This is a genomic window from Acinetobacter sp. LoGeW2-3, assembly GCF_002688565.1.
Lineage (GTDB): Bacteria > Pseudomonadota > Gammaproteobacteria > Pseudomonadales > Moraxellaceae > Acinetobacter.
In genome coordinates, this window is the sequence record NZ_CP024011.1 from 2,095,313 (window position 1) to 2,117,747 (window position 22,435).

Here is a 22,435-nt window from a genome sequence, read left to right on the forward strand (position 1 = left end):
AAAAAATGATCAAAAATGTAACAAGATATGAAAAAAGTCCAGAATTTGAACTATTTTCCATAAAAAATTGTTGACTTTTGTGTCTTGCGTTAAAAAAGAGCCTTATCGGCTCACGATTTCTGTACCTAACAACCACAAAGCAGTCGCGTACATTCGGCTGCGATTATAGGTGGTAATCACCTGAAAATTTGGATAAGTAATGTAGTAAATCGATCCATAATTTTCTTGCAATTGAATGACATTGACCAAATCCAGATCGTCAATTTTTACGATCGGATTCATCGGACTAATACCTTGAGTTTTTAATACACCATATGGTGTAGGTTGGGCCAGATCTTTGGCAATCACCGTATCCGGATTTGAACCGGTATAACGGGCAGGAAAGGCGATTGGCTGATTACGCTGCCAACCATGATTAGCCAGATAATTGGCAATAGAACCAATGGCATCGGCTGCTGAATTGCGCAGGTCAATATGACCATTGCCATCATAGTCCACACCGAACTTGGTGATGTTACTTGGCATGAATTGCGGATAACCCACCGCACCTGCATAAGAACCCACTACAGATGATGTTGAAATGCCATCCTTATAGGACCATGCAATCAATGCAGAAAGCTCATCCTGGAAGTATTCATTGCGGCGGTCCCCATTAAATGCAAGGGTAGCGAGTGCATCACGGGTAATAAAAGAGCCTTTATTGCTGCCAAAACCGGTTTCTACCCCCAGAATTCCGAGAATAATCGCCTGTGGTACACCAAACTGCTGTTCAGCACGATTCAGGGTATCCGCATACTGCTGTTTAAAGCGTACCCCACGCTGAATAGTACTCTCAGCCAGGAAATTGGTTTTGTAGCTATACCACGGTTTAGATTCGCCTGGACGGCTCATGATGCTCAGTACATTGGGCAAATTACGTGTGCCATTCATGGACCAGTCAATCTGTTCACTGCTTAAACCATACTGTTGCATGGTTTTGATTTTAAAAGCGGAATAAGAAGGATGGGCCTGGAAATCATTGGCTTGGCTAAGGCCACTAAAACTTAGTGCAGCGAGTACTAGAGAAAGTTGTTTAAGTTTTTTATAAAAATGTGGTTTTAACATCTGACAGTGATTTCCAATTTCATGAATGAGTTGGCAATAGGGCATGCTGCAGTTCTATTTATGCCTGAAAAAAGAGGCAAAAAAAATCAATAAAATCTTGTAAACAGAACACAATTGCTCAGAACCATTAAAGATAACATTGACTGGATAATGACATCCAATTGCTTTGACAAAAAAAGACAAAGCATGGTTATTTTTGACGCATTTTTCCTGTGAATATGGATTTACTGTAACAAGCTATTTCATAGGCAATAAAAAAGCCTGACATCAGTCAGGCTTTTTTTATCAACTTATATTAAGGATAGAACAAAGTATCGTGGTATTCCGCCATTGCCTTTAGCTCATCCTTGTTCAATTTCAGGATGATTTTATCTGTAGCAATGTTAACTGCCTTAATCACCGCAGAAGCGCCGATATCGGCAGCCTTACGTTTAATCATGCCCAGATCCAGGGTTTTATTGAAATCGACCATGAAATGACGCACAGTCGCTTCGCCAAACTCTTTATAGAGATTGCTTAGTGTCTGTTTATCGATGTCATTCCCAGCTTTCACCTCAGCAAATTGATGCTTCAGATTGGTTACCAGATTAGCTTCCAGAGATTCACCGATGCGGAAGTTGCCTTCAGGATCCTTAAACAGACTGCGTTCAGAAAAGGCAATGGATTCACGGACCACATCATTGGAAGCTTTACCCAATAACTGTTTGAGTAAAACTGCCACGGTGGACTTTATATATCCCGCCAATTTTTCCGCAGTTTCACGCTTATCACTTGCCGGGAACTTGCGTACAAGTTCGGTCAAAATGGCATCGATGATCTCATCATTGATCATCAATGCCGTCTTGTCACGAAGTGGATACAGCGGTTCGCTGGAGTTTTTATTTTTCTGTGCAGTCTGAATTGTATTTAAAAGTTCTGCTGAAGGAATAAATCCAAAAAAAGGCATCGCTAAACCTCAATGTTTTTTATTGTCGCGCTAAACGAATAGGGCGAGGCATCCATGTAATGTCCGATACACGACAAGGGTTGATATCCAATCCACCACGGCGTGTATAGGTCGCATATACCATCAACTTTTCAGGTTTCAGATTTTGCCAGATATCGGCAAACATCTGTTCCACACATTGTTCGTGGAAACCGTTATGCTGACGGTAAGAAATAATATAAGCCAAAATACTCTTATAACAAGGTTTCTTACCTTGATAGCGTATAAATACTGTACCCCAGTCCGGTTGTCCAGTGACTGGGCAGTTACTTCTTAATAAATGTGAATAAAGCTGAACTTCGACCTGTTCATCGCTTTCATGATCCAGTGCTAATAACGTCGCATCAGGATGATTTTCCAGACGTTCTGGAGTTAAGTCATCCAGACAAATGCCTTCCGGCTTGGAAATGTCCAGATCATCGACATGGAATAGATCTAACTTCACATCGGCTTCAGCAGCTTTGGAAAGATCTTGTTCTACAGTCGTAATAAAAGCTTGTTTAGACTCAAACTTGGCAAAGTTCAGGCTGTTGAAATACAGCTTAAGAGATTTAGATTCAATCAAGTTAGGAGAAGATGCCGGTAAGGTCATGCGGCCAATCGCCACTTGGGGCACACCGGTAGCATTTAACCAGGAAATTTCAAAAATATGCCACCAGTCTTTGCCTTGTTGAATGGCTTCAACATGGGCATATTTTTCACGCGCAGGCGCACGTGAGATGGGGTACAGAATCTCCGGTTGATATTCTGTTGGATAGTTGGTGTCTTTACCAAGAAGAGAATGTTCTACACTCATTATTCACGCATTCCTGAACCACGAGACAATAAATAGTAAGCAATACCGTATAACACAGCACACCAGAAGGTAATCACAGCCAATGAAATAGACACATTGACATCGCTATGACCTAAAATGCCGAAACGGAATGCATTCACCATATAGACGATCGGGTTAACTAAAGAGAGATTTTGCCAAAAAGGGCTTAAGACGCTGATGGCATAGAATACACCACCTAAATAAGTCAAGGGAGTTAGCACAAAAGTCGGGATAATCGAGATGTCATCAAAAGATTTGGCATAGACCGCATTGATAAAGCCGCCCAATGAAAACAGTAGTGAGGTCACCAGTACTGTATATATAGTCACGAACCAGTTGGTAATATATAAGTCAGTAAAAAACAGACTCATGCTGGTCACAATAATGGCTACTAAGATGCCACGGGCCACACCGCCTAAAACATAACCCCAAAGGATTGCATGTAGTGGTACCGGACTCATGATTAGTTCTTCAATGCTCTTTTGGAATTTAGAGCTAAAGAAACTGGAAGATACGTTGGCATAACTATTGGTAATCACCGCCATCATAATCAGGCCGGGCACAATAAACTGCATATAACTAAAGCCGCCCATTTCACCAATACGTGAACCAACCAGATTACCAAAGATCACGAAATATAAAGTCATGGTAATCGCAGGTGGCAGTAATGTCTGCGGCCAGATCCGCATAAAACGACGAATTTCTTTATGAATAATAGTATAGAGAGCAACACCAAGTTGATTTAAATTCATTGCGCAGCTCCATCGAGGTTTTTCTCAACCATTTTCACAAACAATTCTTCAAGACGATTGGATTTATTACGCATACTACGCACTTTAATATTTTGCGATTCCAGTAACTGGAACAGATCATTCATGCTGTGCGCCTTATCCAAGGTGATTTCTAAGGTCACAGGATCAACCAGATTAAACTTCACACCAATAATGTCGAGATGAAGTGGTTCAATCGGCTCAGCCAAATCAAAGATAAAAGATTCTTCATTCAGCTGATTCAAGAAATTCTTCATGGTGGTATCTTCTTTGATCACACCACGGTCAATGATCGCAATCCGGCGGCACAGCATTTCTGCTTCTTCCAGATAATGTGTGGTGAGAATAATCGAAGTCCCTTTATTATTCATCTCATTCAGGAAGTCCCACATCGAGCGACGCAGCTCAATATCGACACCTGCGGTGGGTTCATCGAGAATGAGAAGCTTAGGTTCATGCATCATGGCGCGGGCAATCATTAGACGACGTTTCATCCCGCCAGAGAGCATACGTGCTTGTGTAGAGCGTTTTTCCCACAATCCCAGTTTATTCAAATATTCTTCAGCACGTTCTTGGGCAATCTTCTTTGGAATACCGTAATAACCTGCTTGAGTCACCAGAATGTCAAATGTCTTCTCAAACTGGGCAAAGTTAAATTCTTGGGGTACCACGCCTAAACATTGTTTGGCTTCAGAAGGGTGGGTATCCAGGTTGTGACCGAAAATCTCAACAGTTCCAGAGGTCTTTTTTGTTAATGAACTAATGATGCTGATAGTCGTTGACTTACCTGCACCATTCGGACCGAGCAGGGCATAAAACTCACCCTCTGGTACATCCAGATTAATACCTTTTAATGCTTGAAAGCCATTTCGATAGGTCTTTGACAAATCCCTTAAGGTCAATGCATCAGTCATGGAGATCTCAAATGGTGAAAAATTGAGATATTGTGAGTGATCTGCATAAATAAGCCAAGTGATTGAGTGGGAATTCTTTTATAAAGGTGTGAGAAGATTGTTCAAAGCATAGACACTAAAATCACTGACTTATATATAGTTGTTTACCTTATGCGATTTTTTGTTATGATGTGCGCACTCCTCATATAAGCGCTCATAGCTCAACTGGATAGAGTACAGGTCTCCGAAGCCTGTGGCGTGGGTTCGAGTCCCGCTGGGCGCACCAGATTCTTATATCTATAAAGAAGATCAGTAATAAGTAATTAACTGATTTTTAAAGGGAATGAAGATATATCCCTGTTTATAGAGAACACTTTAATTTACGTGTTAATGACTGATTTATTCCCAAATCATTCCCACGTAAAGAATGAAAAACGAGTGAAAAACATCAAAAACCCTTTATTTGAGAATCCTAAAAAATAAATAGGGGGTATATGTTTTTTGAGGTAATAAAGTAATATTTTTATATAAACATAATTAATTCAATAGCTTGCATCGGTTTTAAAAAGTAATAAATAAGTAATATCAAGGTAATAAATTACTGTGTAAAAAAGTGATTTTTATTTATTTATGTATTTAATAAAATCAATAACTTATAAAATATTACTTCAAAAATTACAAAAAATTACCTTTAAAAGTAATGTGTTTAATTATTTAAATTCAGTCACTTGCAAATACTTATTACTTTATTACTTCAATCGTTATCCACTATCTAGAAAAGACATTTTTATATCCTGATTGGCTTTGAAAGTTTCTCTTGATGTGCTTGAAATGAGGTCGGTGAAATATTTGTTTTGGCTTTTTTTGAAAGATCGTATTTTGTAGTGAAATGCAGTATCAAAAATTTAGCCTAAGCTTTGAAAGATAGTAATAACGACATGCCTTGGCTTTATTTTCCGTTTTGCTTGGCTCTGCAGTAAATCAGCCACATTTAGAGCGGGCAGGTGGGGTGGGGCAACTGCGCGGGGCTGGGGTGCTGGTGGTACAGTTGGGAATTCTTCTCATTTATGCTTAATCCAATAAAAAAGCCTGCAATTGCAGGCTTTATATTAATTTTGGTTCCCTTATTAATGAGGGTACCAACATCTATAAATTTATTTCGATTGAATCAATCCATATTCTTTGAACTTAATCACTTCATCACCGGCCCATTCATTGAACTGAAGTAGACGTGATTGAAGAGGGGTAATTTCATTGTGATAAAAAACTTCAGTCGCAGATTTGATATCACCGAAGCCACCGGCATTGTTGGGTACAATTCCCATGAGCTGTGGCGGGATCCGAAGAGCAGCAAGTGTGTCATCACGAGTAATGGATTTAATATTTGTGAAATCATCCTTAGCTGCAATCTCTGAAGTTGGAATAACTTGGATACCATCCTTCTTACCATTTGGACTGTAATAAAAAAGATTGCGGAAGTTTCCTGGCCCCTTACTTTCTTTCAATGCAGTACGCAGGGCGGTGATGTCATTTGGATCACTGGCTGGGTCATTCACGTATAAGATAAAACCGGCATGAGAACCATTGTTGTAATACTTGCGTCTGAATAAAGTCGCTGATTCATTTAGCCAGGCACTTTGTAAAGCAGACATATACTCTGGAGTTCCATAAATTTCCTGATCAATATCCGTTTCTCGAATATGACAAATACGGTCTTGAGCAAATTCATATTCTTCATAGCCACGATGGCCATGGTTTAAATAGAAGTACTGTCCTTTATGTTCTCCAGCACGGGTGTACTTTGCCAATGCTGGCTTAAACTCAATTGTATTTTTGAGTCTTGAACGTACATCCTCAACATAAGTATTCCCACACCAGATAAAGTCTAAAGCAATTTGTTCAAATGCTTTACGGCTTAAACGGGTATGTGGAATAAATAAATTGGCCAAAAAGTTTCGTTTAAAAATAATTCCACTACTCAAGTAGGGCGTGGATTTCCAGCTTTTAGATAATCCTTCCAGGCTCACTTGAGGTTCATACCAGCGACCATTGAACCAGCATTCCATATAATTTGATAAATCATGGCCATCCAAAACTGGTACCGCATCACCAAATGAAAATGCTTCGGTTTTTTGTGGAATAGATTGCTGTAAAGGTTGAGGTAAAAAGTTTAATGCTGTGTTCATCAAACTTTTAGCTGTTGAAAAAGGATTCATGAATAAATCTCCAATACGGAAGTGTTTGTTTCTGTAATACCAGCCAATGGTTCGTTATAGATCGCATGCATAAGTGCCCATGCAAGATCCGCATGGCCTATTTCTTCTGAACGTCCGGCTGTGAAAGTGATTTGTGTTTGGCTTGCAGTCATTGTTTTTTTGATACTCATTAATGACTGGGTCAGGTCTTTGTCGCCTGCGTCATATTCAAGACGGCCATTACGGATGACATCTAAGGTTTTATAGACGAGCTGAGCCTTAACTTCTGGTGAATATTTAAAGGCATGAACAGCAGGGAAGAATTGACGAACCAATTCAGCAACACCAACACCCATGCCCGTCGTATCGATACCTATATAAGTGACGTTATAGCGCTTAGTGATATTTCGGATGTGTTCAGCTTGCTGGGCAAAGTCATCACCTTTAAATTGATGACGTTCCAATACTCGGAACTTGCCCCCGGCTACAGCTGGTGGTGCAAGTACAATAAGACCGGCATTGTCACCACTTAAAGCCGGATCGTATCCAACCCAGACAGGTTTGTTTGCAAATGGACGTGTATGCCAGACTTTGAAATCTGACCAAAGCTCCAAACTGTCCACCATACAATGCATAAGCATATTGAGTGGGAACATGCTCTGACCATCATCCACAAACTCGCACATCAATAAGTTTTGGAAGTCTTCTGCAGAGTATTCAAATCGAAGGTCATCAATATTGAATAGATCACATCCACCTTCTTCAGCATCCAGGATCGTGACAATCTGACGCCAGATTTTGTCTTCACATTTACGCCCTTTTTTCAGGGAATCATGTGAAACATCGATGGTGACCTGTTTATCCTTTGGACGTCCTTTATTGAATCGAGCACCAGTCCAGAATCCGTAGGCTTCATGGGTAATGGTGGACGGAGTTGAAAAGTAGGTCTTACGCCACTTTTTATGCAAGGCCATTGCCGATGCAACTTTTTCCAGTTCATTGAAACCATGCGTCCAGAAAAATTCATCGAAATAAAAATTACCGTGATGGCCCTGAGCAGTACGATAGTTTGTTCCCAGGAACAAAAGTTCTGCACCATTGGAAAGAACAATCGGATCCCCAGTAAGTTCCACACCACAGACATCGGCAGCAAAGGCCTTAATGTAATGCTTGAAAATATGTGCCTGGGCTTTGGAAGCAGATAGGAAAATCTGATTTCGACCAGTTTTTAAAGCATCAATCAGTGCTTCCCTGGCAAAGTAATAAGTCGCACCAATCTGACGACTTTTTAAAATTGCACGTGAACGTTGATCGCCTGCACGGTACCAGGTCCATTGGTATTCAAATAAGTTTTCCTCAAACGCCAGAACCAGTTCTTCAATCTGTTCTTCAGTAAAGTGATTTGGAACTTTTTTGCGTGGGGCAGAGTTACGTTTGCGGATCTCCGGATTCAGATCGGCTTCGGATCCATCATTGCGATACTTTTCAATCCGGGCGAATTCTTTATATGCCCGCATCAACATATCAATTTCTTTAATGTCGCCCGATGTCTTTTTATTTTTTAGGATGAGCACCATTAGGCGAACCGTCAGGGCATTCTCAACACGGTTTTCGGGTTTCTCTTTTTCCCAGTCTTCGCGTGTTTTCCATGCCTGGACAGTTCGCTCATTTTCATTGAGGACTTCTGCAATATCGACAATTTTCCACCCAAGCCAATACAAAAACTTGGCTTTGAGTTTGTTGTCCATAATCAGGTGCAAATTTGCTATAGGGGATAAGTCATTCATTGCCATTTGCTGTTTGCTTTAATGTGCAAACATTGGCAGTACAAGGCTTAATTATCAGTCGAGCCTATTTGTATATGGCTTATATACAAGCCCCTTTAATTGCAGTGCATGCGCCAGATTGCCCATTCTGCACCTATTCAAAATCGTGATTTTTATCCGTTCCTGATTAACAAATAGGTTTGCAAATGAGCAAAGACAACAAAGACAAGAAATACAAATCGAAATGGTTTCGTATTGCTGTAGCTGGTGACACAACCGACGGTCGCGAGATCCAGGCTGATTGGATCATCCAAATGGCACAAAACTATAATCCAGATACTTATGGTGCTCGCATCAATATTGAGCATTTCCGTAGTATTTATCCGGGCAGTGTGTTTGGTGCCTATGGCGATGTCCTGGCATTAAAAACTGAGAAAGTCACCATCGATGGTGAAGAAAAAGATGCGCTATTTGCTCAGATTGAACCGACGCAAAGCCTGATTGAGCTGAACAAGCAAAAGCAAAAAGTTTATACATCCATTGAAGTAGATGAAAACTTTGCCAATAAAGGTACTGCATACTTGATCGGGCTTGCTGTAACGGATAGCCCAGCATCACTCGGTACCGAAATGCTTCAGTTTGCAGCGGGTGCCAAAATCAATCCATTGGCCGACAAAAAGCAACGTCCAGAAAACCTGTTTACTGCAGCTCAAGAAGTCACTCTTGAATTTGAAGAAGTGAAAGAGCCGCAATCCTATTCCGCAGGTGTTATTGAAAAAGTAAAACAGCTTTTCTCAAAACAAGAAAAACCCGAGAAAAAGCCTGCGGAATCTTTCTCCGAACAGGAACAAGCCATTATTGAAATCGCTCAGGAAACAGCAAACCAAGGTCAAGCTGTTTCAAAACTTGAGAATGATTTCAATACCTTAAATACCGAGCATGAGCAGCTCAAACAAGACTTCAATGAATTGAAAAGCAAGCTGGACAGTGAACCGGATACTGACCCACGTCCTAAATCTGGCAATTCTAATTTCAATGAAGTTGTTGATTGCTAATTCAGTTCGTTAGCCCTTACCAGCATTAAAAAGAGTACACATCATGCGTAACGAAACACGTTTTAAATATAACGCTGCCATGAAGCAGCTGGCTAAATTGAACAACGTTGAAAAAGTTTCTCAAAAGTTCAATGTTGAGCCATCAGTTCAACAAAAACTGGAAGATAAAATCCAGTTGTCTTCTGCATTCCTACAGAAAATTAATATTTTTGTGGTACCAGAACAGTCTGGTGCAGCTGTAGGCCTGGGCATTTCACGTCCGATTGCATCGCGTACCAATACAGGTACCACTGACCGCCAAGCTGTAGATCCATCATCTATGGACCAGCGTTTCTATTTCTGTCGTCAAACCAACTTTGATACAGCGATTAAATACGCAAAATTGGACCAATGGGCGAAGTTCAAAGATTTCTATGCACGTTTCTCTGGTCAAATCCAAAAACGCCAAGGCCTTGACCGTATCATGATCGGTTTCAACGGTACATCTTATGCAGCGACCACAGACATTGTTGCCAATCCGAAATTGCAGGATGTGAATAAAGGCTGGCTGCAAAAAATGCGTGAAGAAAATGCTGCACGTGTTATGTCATCCGGTGATGTTGATGGAAAAATTACCATTGGCGCAACGGGTGATTATCACAATGTCGATGCCTTGGTCATGGATATGGTCAGTGAACTGATTGATGAAGTGCACCAGGACAATCCTGATCTGGTTGTACTGTGTAACCGTAAAACGGTTTCAGACAAGTACTTCCCACTGGTCAACAAAGACCAGGATAACTCTGAAAAACTGGCAGCAGATATCATTATCAGCCAGAAACGTATGGGTAACCTGCCTGTTTATGCGGTGCCATTCTTCCCTGAAGGTACCATCCTTGTGACCACTTTCGACAACCTGTCAATTTACGTTCAGGAAGGTGCTCGTCGTCGTACTGTCATCGACAACCCGAAACGTGACCAGATCGAAAACTATGAATCTTCAAACGAAGATTACTACATCGAAGATCTAGGCCTTGCTGCATTAGCAGAAAACATCGAATCGGTGTAAGCCTATGTCATTAGCACGTCGACATTTCCAAAAACATAGTGCTAAAGCAGCAGCCGAAACGGCTGCTGAGTTCGGCACCATGCAAGAGCAATCATTTTATGAATTGCAACTTGCCCAGCTTAACAATGACCGCCATCGCTTAAAGCAGATTCAATCTACTGAAGCGAAAATCCAGCTTAAAAAAGCATTGGTACCAACCTATCTGCCATATGTAGACGGAATTATTGAAGCCAATAAATCGGTTCAAGATGTCGTATTTATGACGGTTTTGGTGTGGTGTATCGATGTTGAAAACTATGCCAAAGCATTAGAAATGGCTGAGTTTGCACTCGTGCATAACATGATCATGCCAGACCGCTTTGAACGTAAAACTGCAACTTTAGTGACTGAAGAAATTGCAAATGCATTTTTGAAGAAGCTGAAAACTAATGCAGATATTGATATTGAAGTACTGCAGCAGCTTGAACAGCTTGCCCTCAATACAGAGTTTGAAGAAAAACTCCCGGATATGCCTGATCAAGTCAAAGAAAAACTCCCGGATATGCCTGATCAAGTCAAAGCAAAACTTCTGGTTGCATTAGGTAAAGCGACGATCAAGCAAATCCAAAGCAAAGATGAACCAAGTCAGTCAGACATTGAGTTCGCTCAAGAGGCCCAGGCATATTTGGAACGAGCCATTGAGCTGGACGACAAATGTGGTGGCAAACAGGACTTAAAAAACATGGAAACATTGTTGAAAAAGTTCCCGCCACAAACACCAAAACAGGCTGAACCTTTGCTCAATGCAGATGGTTCGCAACTCGTAGATGATCAAGGCAACTTGTCATTCAAACCGACCTAACCGAGTGCCCACGCACCGCATGGGCGAACAATGGTGATGTCATTACAATGTAATACACATTAAGCCCATTGTTCCCACCCATGCACTAAATATTCAATAAAAACAAAGGCAGGGGACAGAATGGGATTTGTTGCAAATGGCAATAGTACACCAAGCCAGATCGTCATCAAGAGTGACTCGTTTTATCCGAATGTTGATTTGGATCACATCCGTGAAATCGTCAGAATCGATGGAGCAGTCACAAATGCCCGACTCCAGCAAGCCATCATTGAAGAAGTGATCGATGTAAATCGACTGCTGAAAAGTTTAAAAGACAAAGCAGCTCAACTCTCCGATTTATCAACCTCTGAAATTAATGACCAGCCTGAAACGGATTATCTGTATATGTCAGCTGTGGCCAATGGTGTCGCAGCCAAGATTAATGAGAATTATCGCAATTATGACAGTTCCAATTCAGGGGCAAAAAAAGCTGAGCAAGCAGAACTCACTGTGGATGATTACCGTCGAAACAAGCAGTGGGCAATTCTTCAATTATTAGGTGAAAACCATACTGTGGTGGAACTGATATGAGAAATATAAAAGGCCTTTTAGCTGCAGCAGCTGCTGCATTTGGTATTAAAGCAATGGATTTTAATGAAGGATGTGATCTTAAGTTCCACCCTTCCCAAAATAAGCCAAACCGTATCAGCCAAAAGAAACGTCGGTTAAACCAGCGTCGCAGAGGTAAATGATATGAAAATGAATATCTCTTCAATCGAAAAACATCAACGTTCACATAGCTATAACTTTGGTCAAAAGGAATTAGAGCAGCTTGCTTTAAAAACTGTTGCCAAAGAGCTAGGCCTGGATCTGACACAGAACAATTTAAAAGTTGAAGTCTCGCTATCTTCGCAATCCGGTGGAATTAATCCAACGACCTATTCTTGCAAAGTACTGATCACTGAAAACCTGGATTGCAAGGAATAAAGCGAATGGCCAAAACCATCAATGCCCTGCAAAACGACACAGTCGATGCGATCTGCTGGAGGGAATACGGCAGAAGTTCCGGAGTGGTGGAAAAAGTACTTGAAGCCAATCCAGGCATTGCTGCGTATGGCCCATTTCTTCCTATGGGGACTGAAGTCATTCTGCCAGATCTAGAAACACCACAACAAATTAAACAAACCATCCAGCTATGGGACTAAAAAAATGGCAGAACCAACTACAACCGCAACAATCGCTGGATTAAGCACATTTGCATTTCTACCGTTCGTAAACGGGGATGCAATGCTGGGAGCAGTACTCGGTGCAGCTTTCATCGCAACTTTTGAAAAGGATCTCACCGCTTTTCAACGTATCCGCAATATGTTGCTGGCAACCGGCATTGGTTATATCAGTGCACCGCTTATTACAGAACACACATTTTTAAAAACAGATGCCGTTGCAGCACTGATCACATCAACCGTTTGTTTATTTGTCCTGGTCAAAGTGATGGACTGGGTCAAAGCAGCAAAGCTGTCAGACCTTTTAACAAAAATAACTGACATCCTGAACATCTTCAAAGGTGGTAAATCATGATCGAATTTCTCTTTCAAGCCATTGCCGTAATTGCATATGTAATTTGCGGCTTCCGCATTGCTGCATTCAGCCATGGTGGTGATTTCCACCGTGGTTATTCCTTCCTGGCAGCAATCCTCATCGCATCGTTTTTAGGACAATGCATTCATATCCTGTTCTTTAAAGATCCAGTCACGGTATGGGACGCGATTTTCGCAGTACTGCTTGCGATCATCATTATGCGAACCAAAGGTAATGTGGCCAAACTGATCTGGAGTCCATCATGATTATTAAATTTGGTGCACGTGGTGATGCTGTCATCAGCATTCAAAAGCAGCTCATCAGCTTAGGGTTCAAAGGTAAAGATGGTAAAGCCTTAAAACCTGATGGTGACTTTGGTGCAAATACTGAATATGCAGTACTGCAGTTTCAAAAAAGCGTAGGTATTCTGGCCGATGGTAAAGTCGGTGATAAAACCCGGGCAGCACTGGCTGGTCAAAGCGTTTCCAAGTTTTTAAAAGACAGTGACTACACAGCAGCTGCAAAACGTCTGAAAGTCTCTGAACTGGCCATTCGTGTCTTTGGTGCAACTGAAGGTCGTGGTGTCGGCTTCCTGAAAAATGGCAAGGCCAAAATCCTTTTTGAACGTCACCGCATGTATCACTACCTGGTGCAGCTCAAAGGTAAAACCTTTGCCAATGCTCAAATGAAGCAGTATCCAAATCTGGTGAACACTGCAACCGGTGGATATAAAGGCGATGCAGCAGAATATACCCGGTTAAGCCTGGCAAAAAATATCTGTGCTGAAGCAGCACTCATGTCATGCAGCTGGGGGCAGTTCCAGATCATGGGCGAAAACTGGAAAGTATTAGGTTATAGCTCGGTCTTTGAATTTGTAGATCAGATGCAGGCCAATGAATCCTTACAACTGGAAGCATTTATCCGTTTCATTGAATGGAAAACCGGTACCGTAAATGGCAAAAAGATCGCTTTGATTGATGCGCTGCGTGCTGAGAATTGGGAAGCTGTATTCACGCTGTACAACGGACCAAATTATAAAAAATTAGGCTACCAGGCGAAGTTCCAGAAAGAATGGGATCACCTTGAACCGATCTATGGGGAGAAAAAAGCAGCATGAATGCTTTAATTTTCGATCCAGTCACCAAGTTGGTCATCGTTTTACTCATTGCCTTGGCGTTGGTTTTTGGGATCAAGCATTACAACGGCCTGAATCAAAAAGTCGGACAGCTGGAAACCCAGCTTACTGAAAAGCAGCAGCTGATTGACACCCAAAACAGCAATATTGCCGACATTAAAGAGCAGATCACCAGCCAGGCGCAGGCCATTGCTGACTTGCAAAAAGCCCAGGATGAACTGCAGCTGAATTCAGAACAACGAAAAATCAATATAAAAGAGATTTTGAATCATGATCAGGATGCTAAAACTTGGGCTAGTCAGCCTGTGCCCGATGCTATTCGTAGCATGTTCAGTAACACCGGCACCGCAAACGCAAACACAGTCCAATCCGCTTTATCCAGTACTGACCCGGTGCAATAAGCCTTTATTAAATATTCAAACCAATGAAGATTTAATTTTTGCATTAGAAACCACCGAACTGGCCAGGGCACTTTGTGCTGCAAAAGTCGATTCAGTCATTCAGATCCAGGAACAGCAATATGAAAAAGCCCGATAGCCTTCGTAGTCATATCCTTGCTGCAGTCAAAGAACTGCAGCGAGATCCTGAACGTATGCTGATTTTTACCGACAAAGGTAATGTGCGTTGCACCGGTGCAAATGGGCTTTCATTTGAGTATGTCTATGACCTGAATTTTATCCTGACGGAGTTTGCTGGGGAGCTTGATGCGGTCATGATTCCTTTATTAGACTGGGTACGCGTCAATCAGTCTGAATTGCTTATGAATCTGGAAAAAAGTAAAGAAGCCTTCAAGTTCGAGACTGTCATTTTGGACAATGGTACTGTAGATCTGTCTCTGACTTTCCCCGTGACTGAACGCGTCATTGTAAAGCGTCAGGATGATGGCACGTTAAATATTACTTTCCCAGATGAACCTCAGTATGAAACTGCTTTAGATTCTCAACCTATGCAGCTTATTGATAATCGAACCGGTGAAGTACTCGCAGCCTGGACTTCAGCATCAACTGAACAGCAGGATTGGTAAATTATGGCCAATCTGGAATTACTGACAGAACATCTGGGTGTCATGCTGCAAAAACTCAGTGAGGCTGAACGACGCAAGCTGGAAATGAGTATTGGCCGTAAGATCCGGGCATCCCAAAAAACGCGTATTACCAGACAGAAAAATCCGGATGGCAGTGCCTTTGTTCCAAGAAAGAAACGCCTGCGTGACAAGAAAAATAAAATCAAAAACAAAATGTTCAATGTCATCAAAAATGCCAAATACATGCGCGTGCAAAGAACTGCACAGGGTATGGCCATTGGCTTTACTGGCCGTATTGCTTTTATCGCCCGGGTACACCAGTTTGGCTTGGTGGATAAAGTAGATCGGGACGGCCCAAGCGTGAAATACGACAGCCGTGAGCTGCTTGGCTTTACCGAAGAAGAAATCAAAATGATTGAAGCCGATGTGCTGGAGCATCTGGCAGCAAAATAAAATCATTTGTATATAGCGCATATACAAGCCACATCAAATGCAATCCAAAATCATCTGCAACACGATTGCAGCATGAGCGCAGAACTACATCGACGCCTTGAAAACCTGATTCGATTCGGAACCATCAAGGCTATATATCCTGATCAACCTTTTACGACAGTCACCGTCACTATTGGCGCGATTACGACTGGGAAACTTCGTTTTCTGACATTAAGAGCAGGCAAAACCAAGACCTGGGATCCACCAAGTGTGGGGGAGGAGGTCATGGTTTTGAGTCCGTCCGGCGTACTTGAAATGGGCGTGGCCATTGCTGGCTTTAATAATCAGGACAATCCGTCACCATCCGATGACCCAAATAAAACCATCCGGATTTTTGAAGATGGCTGCCTTCTTTCCTATGACACAAAAACCCATCACCTGGATGCTGTTTTGCCAGAAGGTGGCACCTGCAATGTGACCGCCGATGTTCAAATCACTGGAAAACTGCATGTCACAGAAACCATTACTGCCGGTGACAACATTTCCACCGTTGCCGATGTTCTCGCTGGTGATATCAGCTTGACGAAACACAGAACATCAGGCGTTAAAGCCGGAAGTGAAGAATCAGGAGGCCCAATTCCATGATGTCCCGCTATAACGGATCAGAACTGACTGAACTTGAACACATTCGGCAGTCATTAGAAGACATTGCCACCACGCCTATTGGTTCCCGGCTCATGCGTCGCGAGTACGGTACCTTACTGGCCAGCCTGATGGACCAGCCGATCGGCCAAGCCCTGTATTTAAAAATTTACAGCACTTTATACAGTGCCTATGTGCGCTGGGAAGATCGTATCGAAATCAGCCAGATTAGCGTGGCAGAGCTGAATAAAGGGCAATTGATTTTAGATGTCATCGGCTTTTTAAAAACAAATGGTAATGAGGTCAACATGTCAATTCCAGTTAAATTAGGTGCCGTCTCATGAGTACAGTCGACTTTTCACAGTTACCGGTTCCTAACCTGATTCAGGAATTAGACTACGAACGTATTTTGAGTGAGCGTAAAGAAAAATTTATTGCCCTGTATCCTGAATCTGAACAGGAAAAATGGCGCAATGTCCTTAGTCGTGAATCAGATCCGATCGTCAAACTGCTTGAAGAAAATGCTTATCTGGAGCTGCATTATCAGAACAAATGCAATGCCGATGCCCGGGCATTGCTACTTGCTTATGCTGAAGGCCCAGACCTGGACCATTTGGCTTTAACCGAATATGGCTTGGTCCGTTTGCTGGTTACACCTGCAGATAATTCTGTTATTCCACCGCTGCCTGCAGTTTATGAATCAGATGAACGTTTAAAAGAACGTTGTCTTTTACAGTACGACGGTATGAATACCGCTGGTTCATCAAATGCCTACAGATTTTTCACATTAAGTGCAGATGGCAGGGTACATGGCATCAAGGTTTATTCACATATTGATAACCCATATCTACTGGATATTGTCATTTCACAGGTGGATAGCGAAACAGGAGAAGCTTCCCAGGAACTGATTGATATTGTACAGGCTGCTTTAGATCCTGATCTTGTCCGTCCTGTTTGTGACCGTCCAACGGTCAAATCCAGCATTGCAACTGATTACCAGATTTCAGCCCGACTGTTTGTCGGTAAAAATGCCGAGGATTCGCTTTTACTGGAAGCAGCCAATCTCAGACTCGAAAGTTATATCCAAAAATCAAAAAAGAATGGATCAAGCATACGGTTATCTGCAATTTATGCTGCATTGCATGTAGATGGCATCAGTCGTGTCGTAATTGATGAACCTGCTGCAGATATCGAAATTGATATCTACCATCACCCATTTTGTACTGCAAAAAGCATCAGTATTGGGGGGACAGAGTGAAAACTTTATTGGCTCCCAACTCAACTTTATTAGAAAGGAATCTGGCTGAAGTCTCGAAGGATGCATTTGAGCTACCTTCAATCCGTGTCGTCAAAAATATTGATGAAGTACCTTCAGAATTTCTTCCATTTCTTGCTTATCAGAAGTCAGTGGATTACTGGGATGCCAACTGGCAAGACCAATTGAAACGAGAAGTGATTAAGTCATCACGTGATCAACACAAAATCAAAGGGACAACAGCCGCAATTAAACAAGCGTTAGAGCCATTTGGTTATGAAGTCAACCTGATTGAATGGTGGCAAGCACAGCCGAATCTGACACCAGGAACGTTTAATTTAGAGCTAAACGTGATTGGTAAAAGTTTAAATGCTGAAACATACAGTGAAATTAATCGACTCGTTTCTGAATCGAAAGCTGCATCACGGCATTTAGCCAATCTAACAGTCACAATTAATCCAATTTTAACGATACGAAATCTGCTCGTTCACCAAACAGCAATCACGTTTACAAGTCATCCGAGGTCATAATGGCTGAATACTATAATGTCACAACGAATCTTGGCGATGCTGAAATAGCGAATGCTATCGCCACTAATACAAAACTAGATATTACTCACGTGGCTTTTGGTGATGGTAACGGTTCAGTACCAACCCCAAATAAGGCACGAACATCTTTAGTACGTGAAGTACACCGTCAGGCCGTTACTAAATATGAGAGACACAAAACCAATGCAAATTGGATTGTGATCGAAACAATTATCCCGTCCAATGTCGGGGGGTTTACCATTCGTGAAATGGGTGTAATTGCTAACGGAAAATTAATTTCCCATGGTAGTCATGCACCATTTGAGAAAGTCGAAGACCCGTCCGGCGTTTCTGAATATCGACTCAAATTCACACAGAATATAACTGATGGTTCGGTAGTCGAAATAATGTTAGATGAATCTCTAATCTATGCTTCACAAGCATGGGTTGAAGAAAACTTCATTAAACGCATAGACATTATTGATAATTTAACAACAAACGAACCAGCGAAACCCGTTTCAGCAAAGCAAGCAAAAGTTTTGCAAGATAATAAACTGGATAAAAATGCTAATGCTGCTAGTGCATCAAAGCTTGAAACATCGCGTCAGGTATCGTTCTCAGGAGCGGCGACTGGCTCATTTAATTTTGACGGCTCCACTGGCACATCTTGCACCTTAACCTTGGCAAATTCAGGAGTTACGGCTGGGACTTACGGAACAACTTTAAAAGTTCCTGTGATTACGGTAAATGCTAAAGGGCTGATTACAACGGTTACAACGCAGGATATTCCATCCGCATCCACATCTGTGAAAGGTCTTGTTCAGCTAAGCAATGCTTTAAACAGTACAAGCACAGTACAAGCGTTAACGGCTGCACAAGGTAAAAAGCTCCAAGATGAGAAGTTAGATAAGTCAGGCGGGACGGTTACCGGTGGGCTTAATATTAATATTGATGCCGATGGCGGGTTGAGTGTAAACGCAGGAGGGACGACTCAGGCTCAGGTTCGTGTTTCCAATTCAATTCACAATGGCATGTTACAAGCATCTGTGGGTGGAAACTTTGGTCTCTATGATACAACCTTTGGGAAATGGATTGTTCACGCAAGATCTTCTGGTGATGTAGAGCTAAATGGCAATGCAGCATCCGCGACCAATTGCAGCCGTTCAATTGCAGCTGGAAACGGCCTAAGCGGCGGCGGTGAGTTGAATGCAAACCGCACACTAACACTTGGAACACCGGGGACTATAACAGCTTCGACAGGGAATGCTGTTAGCGCTTCAAGTCATACACATGATTTAAATATTGACGGCTTCTTTCAAGCCGCAAAATCAGCGAACGGCTATCAACGATTTCCGGGTGGTTTGATTTTGCAGTGGGGTACTGCAAATAGTGATAGCACTAGCGGTACAGTAACCATGCCTATCGCTTTCCCGAATGAAACTTTATTTGGTCTTGTCGGTGAAACTAAATCTGATACATCTGGGCCAACTTTTAATTTTGCTTGGGTTAGAGGAACAACAACTAAATCAACACTAGGCTGGCAATCTACAGGTAATCCGGGTTTATTTTCGTGGTTCGCCATCGGTTATTAGGAGAAAAAATGATTAAATTTAGTGAACAAGAACAGGCGTTTTTCGATACCGACTTGCTTTACGCGGAATTACCTACTGATCTGGTAGAGGTAAGTGAAGAACAGCATTCACTTTTGCTTGAAAAGATTAATCAAGGCTGTCATGTTTTTAAAAATCTAAATGTGTCAGAGCCGCCGCCAAGTCCGTTCCATGAATGGCAAAGCAATAAATGGATCGACCTACGTACACCAGAAGAAATAGCATCTTATAATCGCTCCCTATTACCCAAACTATCTAAACGCCAATTTGCTTTATACTTATACGATCACGATATGTATGATCAAGTGATGCAAGCGATTGAAGCAAATCCACGATTCAAAATTGAATACGATTCTGTTTCTGATATTGAGCGACTTAGCCCAACCGTAGCAGAAATAACTTTATTACTTGGCTGGACAGAAGAGCAAGTCGATCAAATGTGGGAACAAGCACTAGCACTTTAAAACCTAACGCGATCATTTGTATATAACGCATATACAAGCCCATCTAATCGCAATTAAAAAGCCATTTTGTAAGCCTGTGAGCTGTATATAAAACAACAGATCACAGGCTAATTTTATGGCTACAGATTCATATCATCACGGTGTCCGGGTTCATGAACTCAATGAAGGCACCCGTCCTATCCGAACTGTTTCAACCGCAGTTATTGGCTTAGTGGCAACTGCAGAAGATGCAGATGCAGATGCCTTACCATTGAATACCCCAGTCCTTGCCACAGACATTAAAACCGCTTTAGACAAAGCCGGAACGCAAGGTACTTTGGCACGTTCATTACAGGCCATTGCCGATCAGACCAATGCTGTCACTGTCATTGTCCGTGTAGACACCAAAGAAACCGAAGCAGAGCAGACTTCAGCCCTTATTGGTGGCGTTGAAAATGGCCGTTATACCGGCATGAAAGCCCTGCTTGCAGCTGAGCAAAACCTGAAAGTCCGTCCACGCATTCTGGGTGTTCCAGGACTTGATTCGGCACCAGTGGCAGCTGGACTTGTGTCACTTGCTGAAAAGCTACGTGCGTTTAGTTACCTGTCAGCATATGACTGTGAAACCAAAGAAGATGCAGCTGCTTATCGTGAATCAATCGGTGCACGCGAAGCCATGCTCATCTGGCCAGACTTCCTGGGCTGGGACACAGTCAAATCAGAAACTGTCACTTTTGATGCAACAGCTCGAGCACTCGGTCTGCGTGCAAAAATCGACAATGACACTGGCTGGCATAAAACCCTGTCCAACGTAGCAGTCAATGGTGTTACCGGTATTTCAAAAGACGTGTTCTGGCAACTGCAAAGCATGGACACCGATGCTGGCTATCTCAACCAGAACGATATCACCACCTTAATCCAAAGCGACGGCTTCCGTTTCTGGGGTTCACGTACCTGTTCAGCAGATCCGCTCTTTGCCTTTGAAAACTACACCCGTACTGCACAAGTCATTGCCGATACCATGGCAGAAGGGCACATGTGGGCAGTCGACAAGCCGCTTCATCCAAGCCTGGCGCGTGACATCGTCGAAGGTATCAATGCCAAATTCCGTGACCTGAAAGGTCAGGGCTACATCATTGATGGTCAATGCTGGTTCGATCCTTCAGCGAACTCAAAAGAATCGCTCAAATCTGGCCGTTTAATGCTGGATTACGACTTTACTCCAGTACCGCCACTTGAAGACTTAACCCTACGTCAACGCATTACAGACAAGTACCTGGCTGATTTTGCGTCTCGTATGAATGCATAAGGAAAAAAGCACATGGCTTTACCTAAAAAACTAAAAATGATGGACCTGTTTAACGAAGGTAATTCATACCTTGGCCAGACAGGTGAAGTCACCATTCCAAAACTGGTTCGTAAGTTTGAAGACTGGCGTGGTGGTGGTATGAACGGCAACGTCAAGATCGATCTTGGCCTTGGCGATGACATCACCGAGTTCAACTGGAAGCTTGGCGGTATCGATGCACTGATCATTGAACAGTTTGGCGCAGCTACAGTCGGTGCAAACATGCTTCGTTTTGCCGGGTCATACCAGCAGGATGATACAGGCCAAACATCTGCAGTCGAAATTGTAGTACGTGGTCGTCATGAAGAAATCGACTTCGGCAACCAGAAAGCAGGGGACGATACAGAAACCTCTGTGAAGACAGTCTGGTCTTACTACAAGCTCAGTATCGATAACGTCGTCAAAGTCGAAATCGATATCCCGAACATGATTGAAATCGTCAACGGTGTAGATCTGTTAGAAAAACACCGCGCCAATATTGGTCACTAGTTTTCCTGCTCTTCTGTAGTTTCGTACTGCAGAAGGTTTTTTTATTTAAATTTTCTTCAAGGAATATGCAATGCAATCTCAAGAACAAACACCAGCTCAAGAACTGACAGCAGATCAAATTGAGAATCAGAAACTGATTACCCCAAACCCGGACATTCAGATTGTAGACCTGGATGAACCCATCAAAATTGGCAATACCGAATTCACGCAAATCGAAGTGCGTAAGCCAAGCGTGCCGGCACTGCGCAAGATCCGCATCTCTGAAATTTTAAATGGTGATGTGAACTCCATTTGCACCATCTTGCCTTTGTGTACCACACCAACACTGTCACAAGGCTTGCTCAACAGCGGTGCAGTTGAACCTGCAGATATCGTTCAGCTCGGTGCAGCGGTGATCTATTTTTTGCAACCGAAATCAGTGCGTGCGGAACTGTCACTCCAACAGTAGAAGACGCCATTGCCAATATTGCGGTGGTCTTTAACTGGCCACCGCAAACCT

Annotated in this window: 31 protein-coding genes and 1 tRNA gene; 25 read left to right on the plus strand and 7 right to left on the minus strand. The window is 42.4% G+C overall.

What is annotated here, in order from left to right:
- Positions 1-102: 102 nt before the first annotated feature.
- From mltB to BS636_RS10110, 5 genes are all read right to left on the minus strand, one after another.
- Entirely contained in the window at positions 103-1,104 is a 1,002-nt protein-coding gene (gene mltB, locus BS636_RS10090; RefSeq protein WP_099338636.1) for a lytic murein transglycosylase B, read from the minus strand.
- 295 nt (positions 1,105-1,399) lie between these two features.
- The gene (locus BS636_RS10095; protein ID WP_099338637.1) at positions 1,400-2,050 is read right to left on the minus strand and encodes a hypothetical protein; all 651 of its coding nucleotides are present in this window, start codon (positions 2,048-2,050) and stop codon (positions 1,400-1,402) included.
- A gap of 19 nt (positions 2,051-2,069) precedes the next feature.
- Entirely contained in the window at positions 2,070-2,885 is an 816-nt protein-coding gene (gene queF, locus BS636_RS10100) for an NADPH-dependent 7-cyano-7-deazaguanine reductase QueF (RefSeq protein ID WP_099338638.1), read from the minus strand.
- Positions 2,885-3,658 (minus strand): ABC transporter permease, encoded by a 774-nt coding sequence (locus BS636_RS10105; protein WP_099338639.1) that lies wholly within the window; start codon positions 3,656-3,658, stop codon positions 2,885-2,887. The genes queF and BS636_RS10105 overlap by 1 nt, the downstream gene beginning before the upstream one ends.
- Complete coding sequence (locus BS636_RS10110) at positions 3,655-4,590, minus strand: ABC transporter ATP-binding protein (protein WP_099338640.1); 936 nt, start codon at positions 4,588-4,590, stop codon at positions 3,655-3,657. The genes BS636_RS10105 and BS636_RS10110 overlap by 4 nt, the downstream gene beginning before the upstream one ends.
- A 189-nt stretch (positions 4,591-4,779) precedes the next feature.
- On the opposite strand from BS636_RS10110, the gene BS636_RS10115 reads away from it, so the two are divergent.
- Positions 4,780-4,855 (plus strand) — tRNA-Arg (locus BS636_RS10115).
- 657 nt (positions 4,856-5,512) lie between these two features.
- Positions 5,513-5,644: a hypothetical protein gene (locus tag BS636_RS16565; protein ID WP_265735282.1), complete on the plus strand. Its 132-nt coding sequence runs from the start codon at positions 5,513-5,515 to the stop codon at positions 5,642-5,644.
- 79 nt (positions 5,645-5,723) lie between these two features.
- On the opposite strand, the gene BS636_RS10120 is transcribed toward BS636_RS16565, so the two are convergent.
- Together BS636_RS10120 and BS636_RS10125 are read right to left on the minus strand one after the other, a co-directional pair.
- Positions 5,724-6,785 carry a phage portal protein gene (locus tag BS636_RS10120; protein ID WP_099338641.1) on the minus strand — a complete coding sequence of 354 codons (1,062 nt, stop codon included), beginning with the start codon at positions 6,783-6,785 and terminating at the stop codon, positions 5,724-5,726.
- Positions 6,782-8,551 (minus strand): terminase large subunit domain-containing protein, encoded by a 1,770-nt coding sequence (locus BS636_RS10125; protein ID WP_099339645.1) that lies wholly within the window; start codon positions 8,549-8,551, stop codon positions 6,782-6,784. The genes BS636_RS10120 and BS636_RS10125 overlap by 4 nt, the downstream gene beginning before the upstream one ends.
- 185 nt (positions 8,552-8,736) lie before the next feature.
- Here BS636_RS10125 and BS636_RS10130 point away from each other — a divergent pair, with 185 nt between their 5' ends.
- The 23 genes from BS636_RS10130 (at position 8,737) to BS636_RS10235 (ending at position 22,384) form a co-directional block, all read left to right on the plus strand.
- On the plus strand, positions 8,737-9,585 hold the full coding sequence (locus BS636_RS10130; protein ID WP_099338642.1) for a GPO family capsid scaffolding protein: 849 nt from the start codon (positions 8,737-8,739) through the stop codon (positions 9,583-9,585).
- Positions 9,586-9,628: 43 nt separating this feature from the next.
- Entirely contained in the window at positions 9,629-10,633 is a 1,005-nt protein-coding gene (locus BS636_RS10135) for a phage major capsid protein, P2 family (protein WP_099338643.1), read from the plus strand.
- Between the two features lie 4 nt (positions 10,634-10,637).
- A complete protein-coding gene (gpM, locus tag BS636_RS10140) occupies positions 10,638-11,474 on the plus strand; it encodes a phage terminase small subunit (protein ID WP_099338644.1) in 837 nt (278 codons plus the stop codon).
- Between the two features lie 120 nt (positions 11,475-11,594).
- A complete protein-coding gene (locus BS636_RS10145; protein WP_099338645.1) occupies positions 11,595-12,044 on the plus strand; it encodes a head completion/stabilization protein in 450 nt (149 codons plus the stop codon).
- Positions 12,041-12,205, plus strand: coding sequence for a hypothetical protein (locus BS636_RS16295; protein WP_171266009.1), 165 nt, complete (start codon positions 12,041-12,043; stop codon positions 12,203-12,205). Before BS636_RS10145 ends, BS636_RS16295 begins: the two co-directional genes overlap by 4 nt.
- Before the next feature lies 1 nt (position 12,206).
- A complete protein-coding gene (locus BS636_RS10150) occupies positions 12,207-12,440 on the plus strand; it encodes a hypothetical protein (protein ID WP_099338646.1) in 234 nt (77 codons plus the stop codon).
- 5 nt (positions 12,441-12,445) lie between these two features.
- Positions 12,446-12,658, plus strand: coding sequence for a tail protein X (locus BS636_RS10155; RefSeq protein ID WP_099338647.1), 213 nt, complete (start codon positions 12,446-12,448; stop codon positions 12,656-12,658).
- Positions 12,659-12,662: 4 nt separating this feature from the next.
- Positions 12,663-13,031, plus strand: a complete 369-nt coding sequence (locus BS636_RS10160) for a putative holin (protein WP_099338648.1) — start codon at positions 12,663-12,665, stop codon at positions 13,029-13,031.
- Positions 13,028-13,297: a phage holin family protein gene (locus BS636_RS10165; protein ID WP_099338649.1), complete on the plus strand. Its 270-nt coding sequence runs from the start codon at positions 13,028-13,030 to the stop codon at positions 13,295-13,297. Before BS636_RS10160 ends, BS636_RS10165 begins: the two co-directional genes overlap by 4 nt.
- Complete coding sequence (locus tag BS636_RS10170; RefSeq protein WP_099338650.1) at positions 13,294-14,148, plus strand: N-acetylmuramidase domain-containing protein; 855 nt, start codon at positions 13,294-13,296, stop codon at positions 14,146-14,148. The genes BS636_RS10165 and BS636_RS10170 overlap by 4 nt, the downstream gene beginning before the upstream one ends.
- Positions 14,145-14,567 (plus strand): DUF2570 family protein, encoded by a 423-nt coding sequence (locus BS636_RS10175; RefSeq protein WP_099338651.1) that lies wholly within the window; start codon positions 14,145-14,147, stop codon positions 14,565-14,567. The genes BS636_RS10170 and BS636_RS10175 overlap by 4 nt, the downstream gene beginning before the upstream one ends.
- Complete coding sequence (lysC, locus tag BS636_RS16630) at positions 14,479-14,703, plus strand: Rz1-like lysis system protein LysC (protein ID WP_099338652.1); 225 nt, start codon at positions 14,479-14,481, stop codon at positions 14,701-14,703. The genes BS636_RS10175 and lysC overlap by 89 nt, the downstream gene beginning before the upstream one ends.
- Positions 14,687-15,190 carry a phage tail protein gene (locus BS636_RS10185; RefSeq protein ID WP_099338653.1) on the plus strand — a complete coding sequence of 168 codons (504 nt, stop codon included), beginning with the start codon at positions 14,687-14,689 and terminating at the stop codon, positions 15,188-15,190. The genes lysC and BS636_RS10185 overlap by 17 nt, the downstream gene beginning before the upstream one ends.
- Positions 15,191-15,193: 3 nt before the next feature.
- The gene (locus BS636_RS10190) at positions 15,194-15,643 is read left to right on the plus strand and encodes a phage virion morphogenesis protein (RefSeq protein ID WP_099338654.1); all 450 of its coding nucleotides are present in this window, start codon (positions 15,194-15,196) and stop codon (positions 15,641-15,643) included.
- 72 nt (positions 15,644-15,715) lie between these two features.
- Positions 15,716-16,267, plus strand: a complete 552-nt coding sequence (locus tag BS636_RS10195) for a phage baseplate assembly protein V (RefSeq protein ID WP_099338655.1) — start codon at positions 15,716-15,718, stop codon at positions 16,265-16,267.
- Complete coding sequence (locus BS636_RS10200; protein ID WP_099338656.1) at positions 16,264-16,608, plus strand: GPW/gp25 family protein; 345 nt, start codon at positions 16,264-16,266, stop codon at positions 16,606-16,608. Before BS636_RS10195 ends, BS636_RS10200 begins: the two co-directional genes overlap by 4 nt.
- Positions 16,605-17,522 carry a baseplate assembly protein gene (locus BS636_RS10205; protein ID WP_099338657.1) on the plus strand — a complete coding sequence of 306 codons (918 nt, stop codon included), beginning with the start codon at positions 16,605-16,607 and terminating at the stop codon, positions 17,520-17,522. The genes BS636_RS10200 and BS636_RS10205 overlap by 4 nt, the downstream gene beginning before the upstream one ends.
- Positions 17,519-18,049 (plus strand): phage tail protein I, encoded by a 531-nt coding sequence (locus BS636_RS10210; RefSeq protein ID WP_099338658.1) that lies wholly within the window; start codon positions 17,519-17,521, stop codon positions 18,047-18,049. The genes BS636_RS10205 and BS636_RS10210 overlap by 4 nt, the downstream gene beginning before the upstream one ends.
- On the plus strand, positions 18,049-19,638 hold the full coding sequence (locus BS636_RS10215; RefSeq protein ID WP_099338659.1) for a phage tail protein: 1,590 nt from the start codon (positions 18,049-18,051) through the stop codon (positions 19,636-19,638). The genes BS636_RS10210 and BS636_RS10215 overlap by 1 nt, the downstream gene beginning before the upstream one ends.
- Before the next feature lie 8 nt (positions 19,639-19,646).
- Positions 19,647-20,120, plus strand: coding sequence for a hypothetical protein (locus BS636_RS10220; RefSeq protein WP_099338660.1), 474 nt, complete (start codon positions 19,647-19,649; stop codon positions 20,118-20,120).
- 115 nt (positions 20,121-20,235) lie between these two features.
- A complete protein-coding gene (locus BS636_RS10225; RefSeq protein ID WP_099338661.1) occupies positions 20,236-21,408 on the plus strand; it encodes a phage tail sheath protein in 1,173 nt (390 codons plus the stop codon).
- 12 nt (positions 21,409-21,420) lie between these two features.
- The gene (locus BS636_RS10230; RefSeq protein WP_099338662.1) at positions 21,421-21,936 is read left to right on the plus strand and encodes a phage major tail tube protein; all 516 of its coding nucleotides are present in this window, start codon (positions 21,421-21,423) and stop codon (positions 21,934-21,936) included.
- Positions 21,937-22,006: 70 nt separating this feature from the next.
- On the plus strand, positions 22,007-22,384 hold the full coding sequence (locus BS636_RS10235; protein WP_099338663.1) for a phage tail assembly protein: 378 nt from the start codon (positions 22,007-22,009) through the stop codon (positions 22,382-22,384).
- Positions 22,385-22,435: the final 51 nt, after the last annotated feature.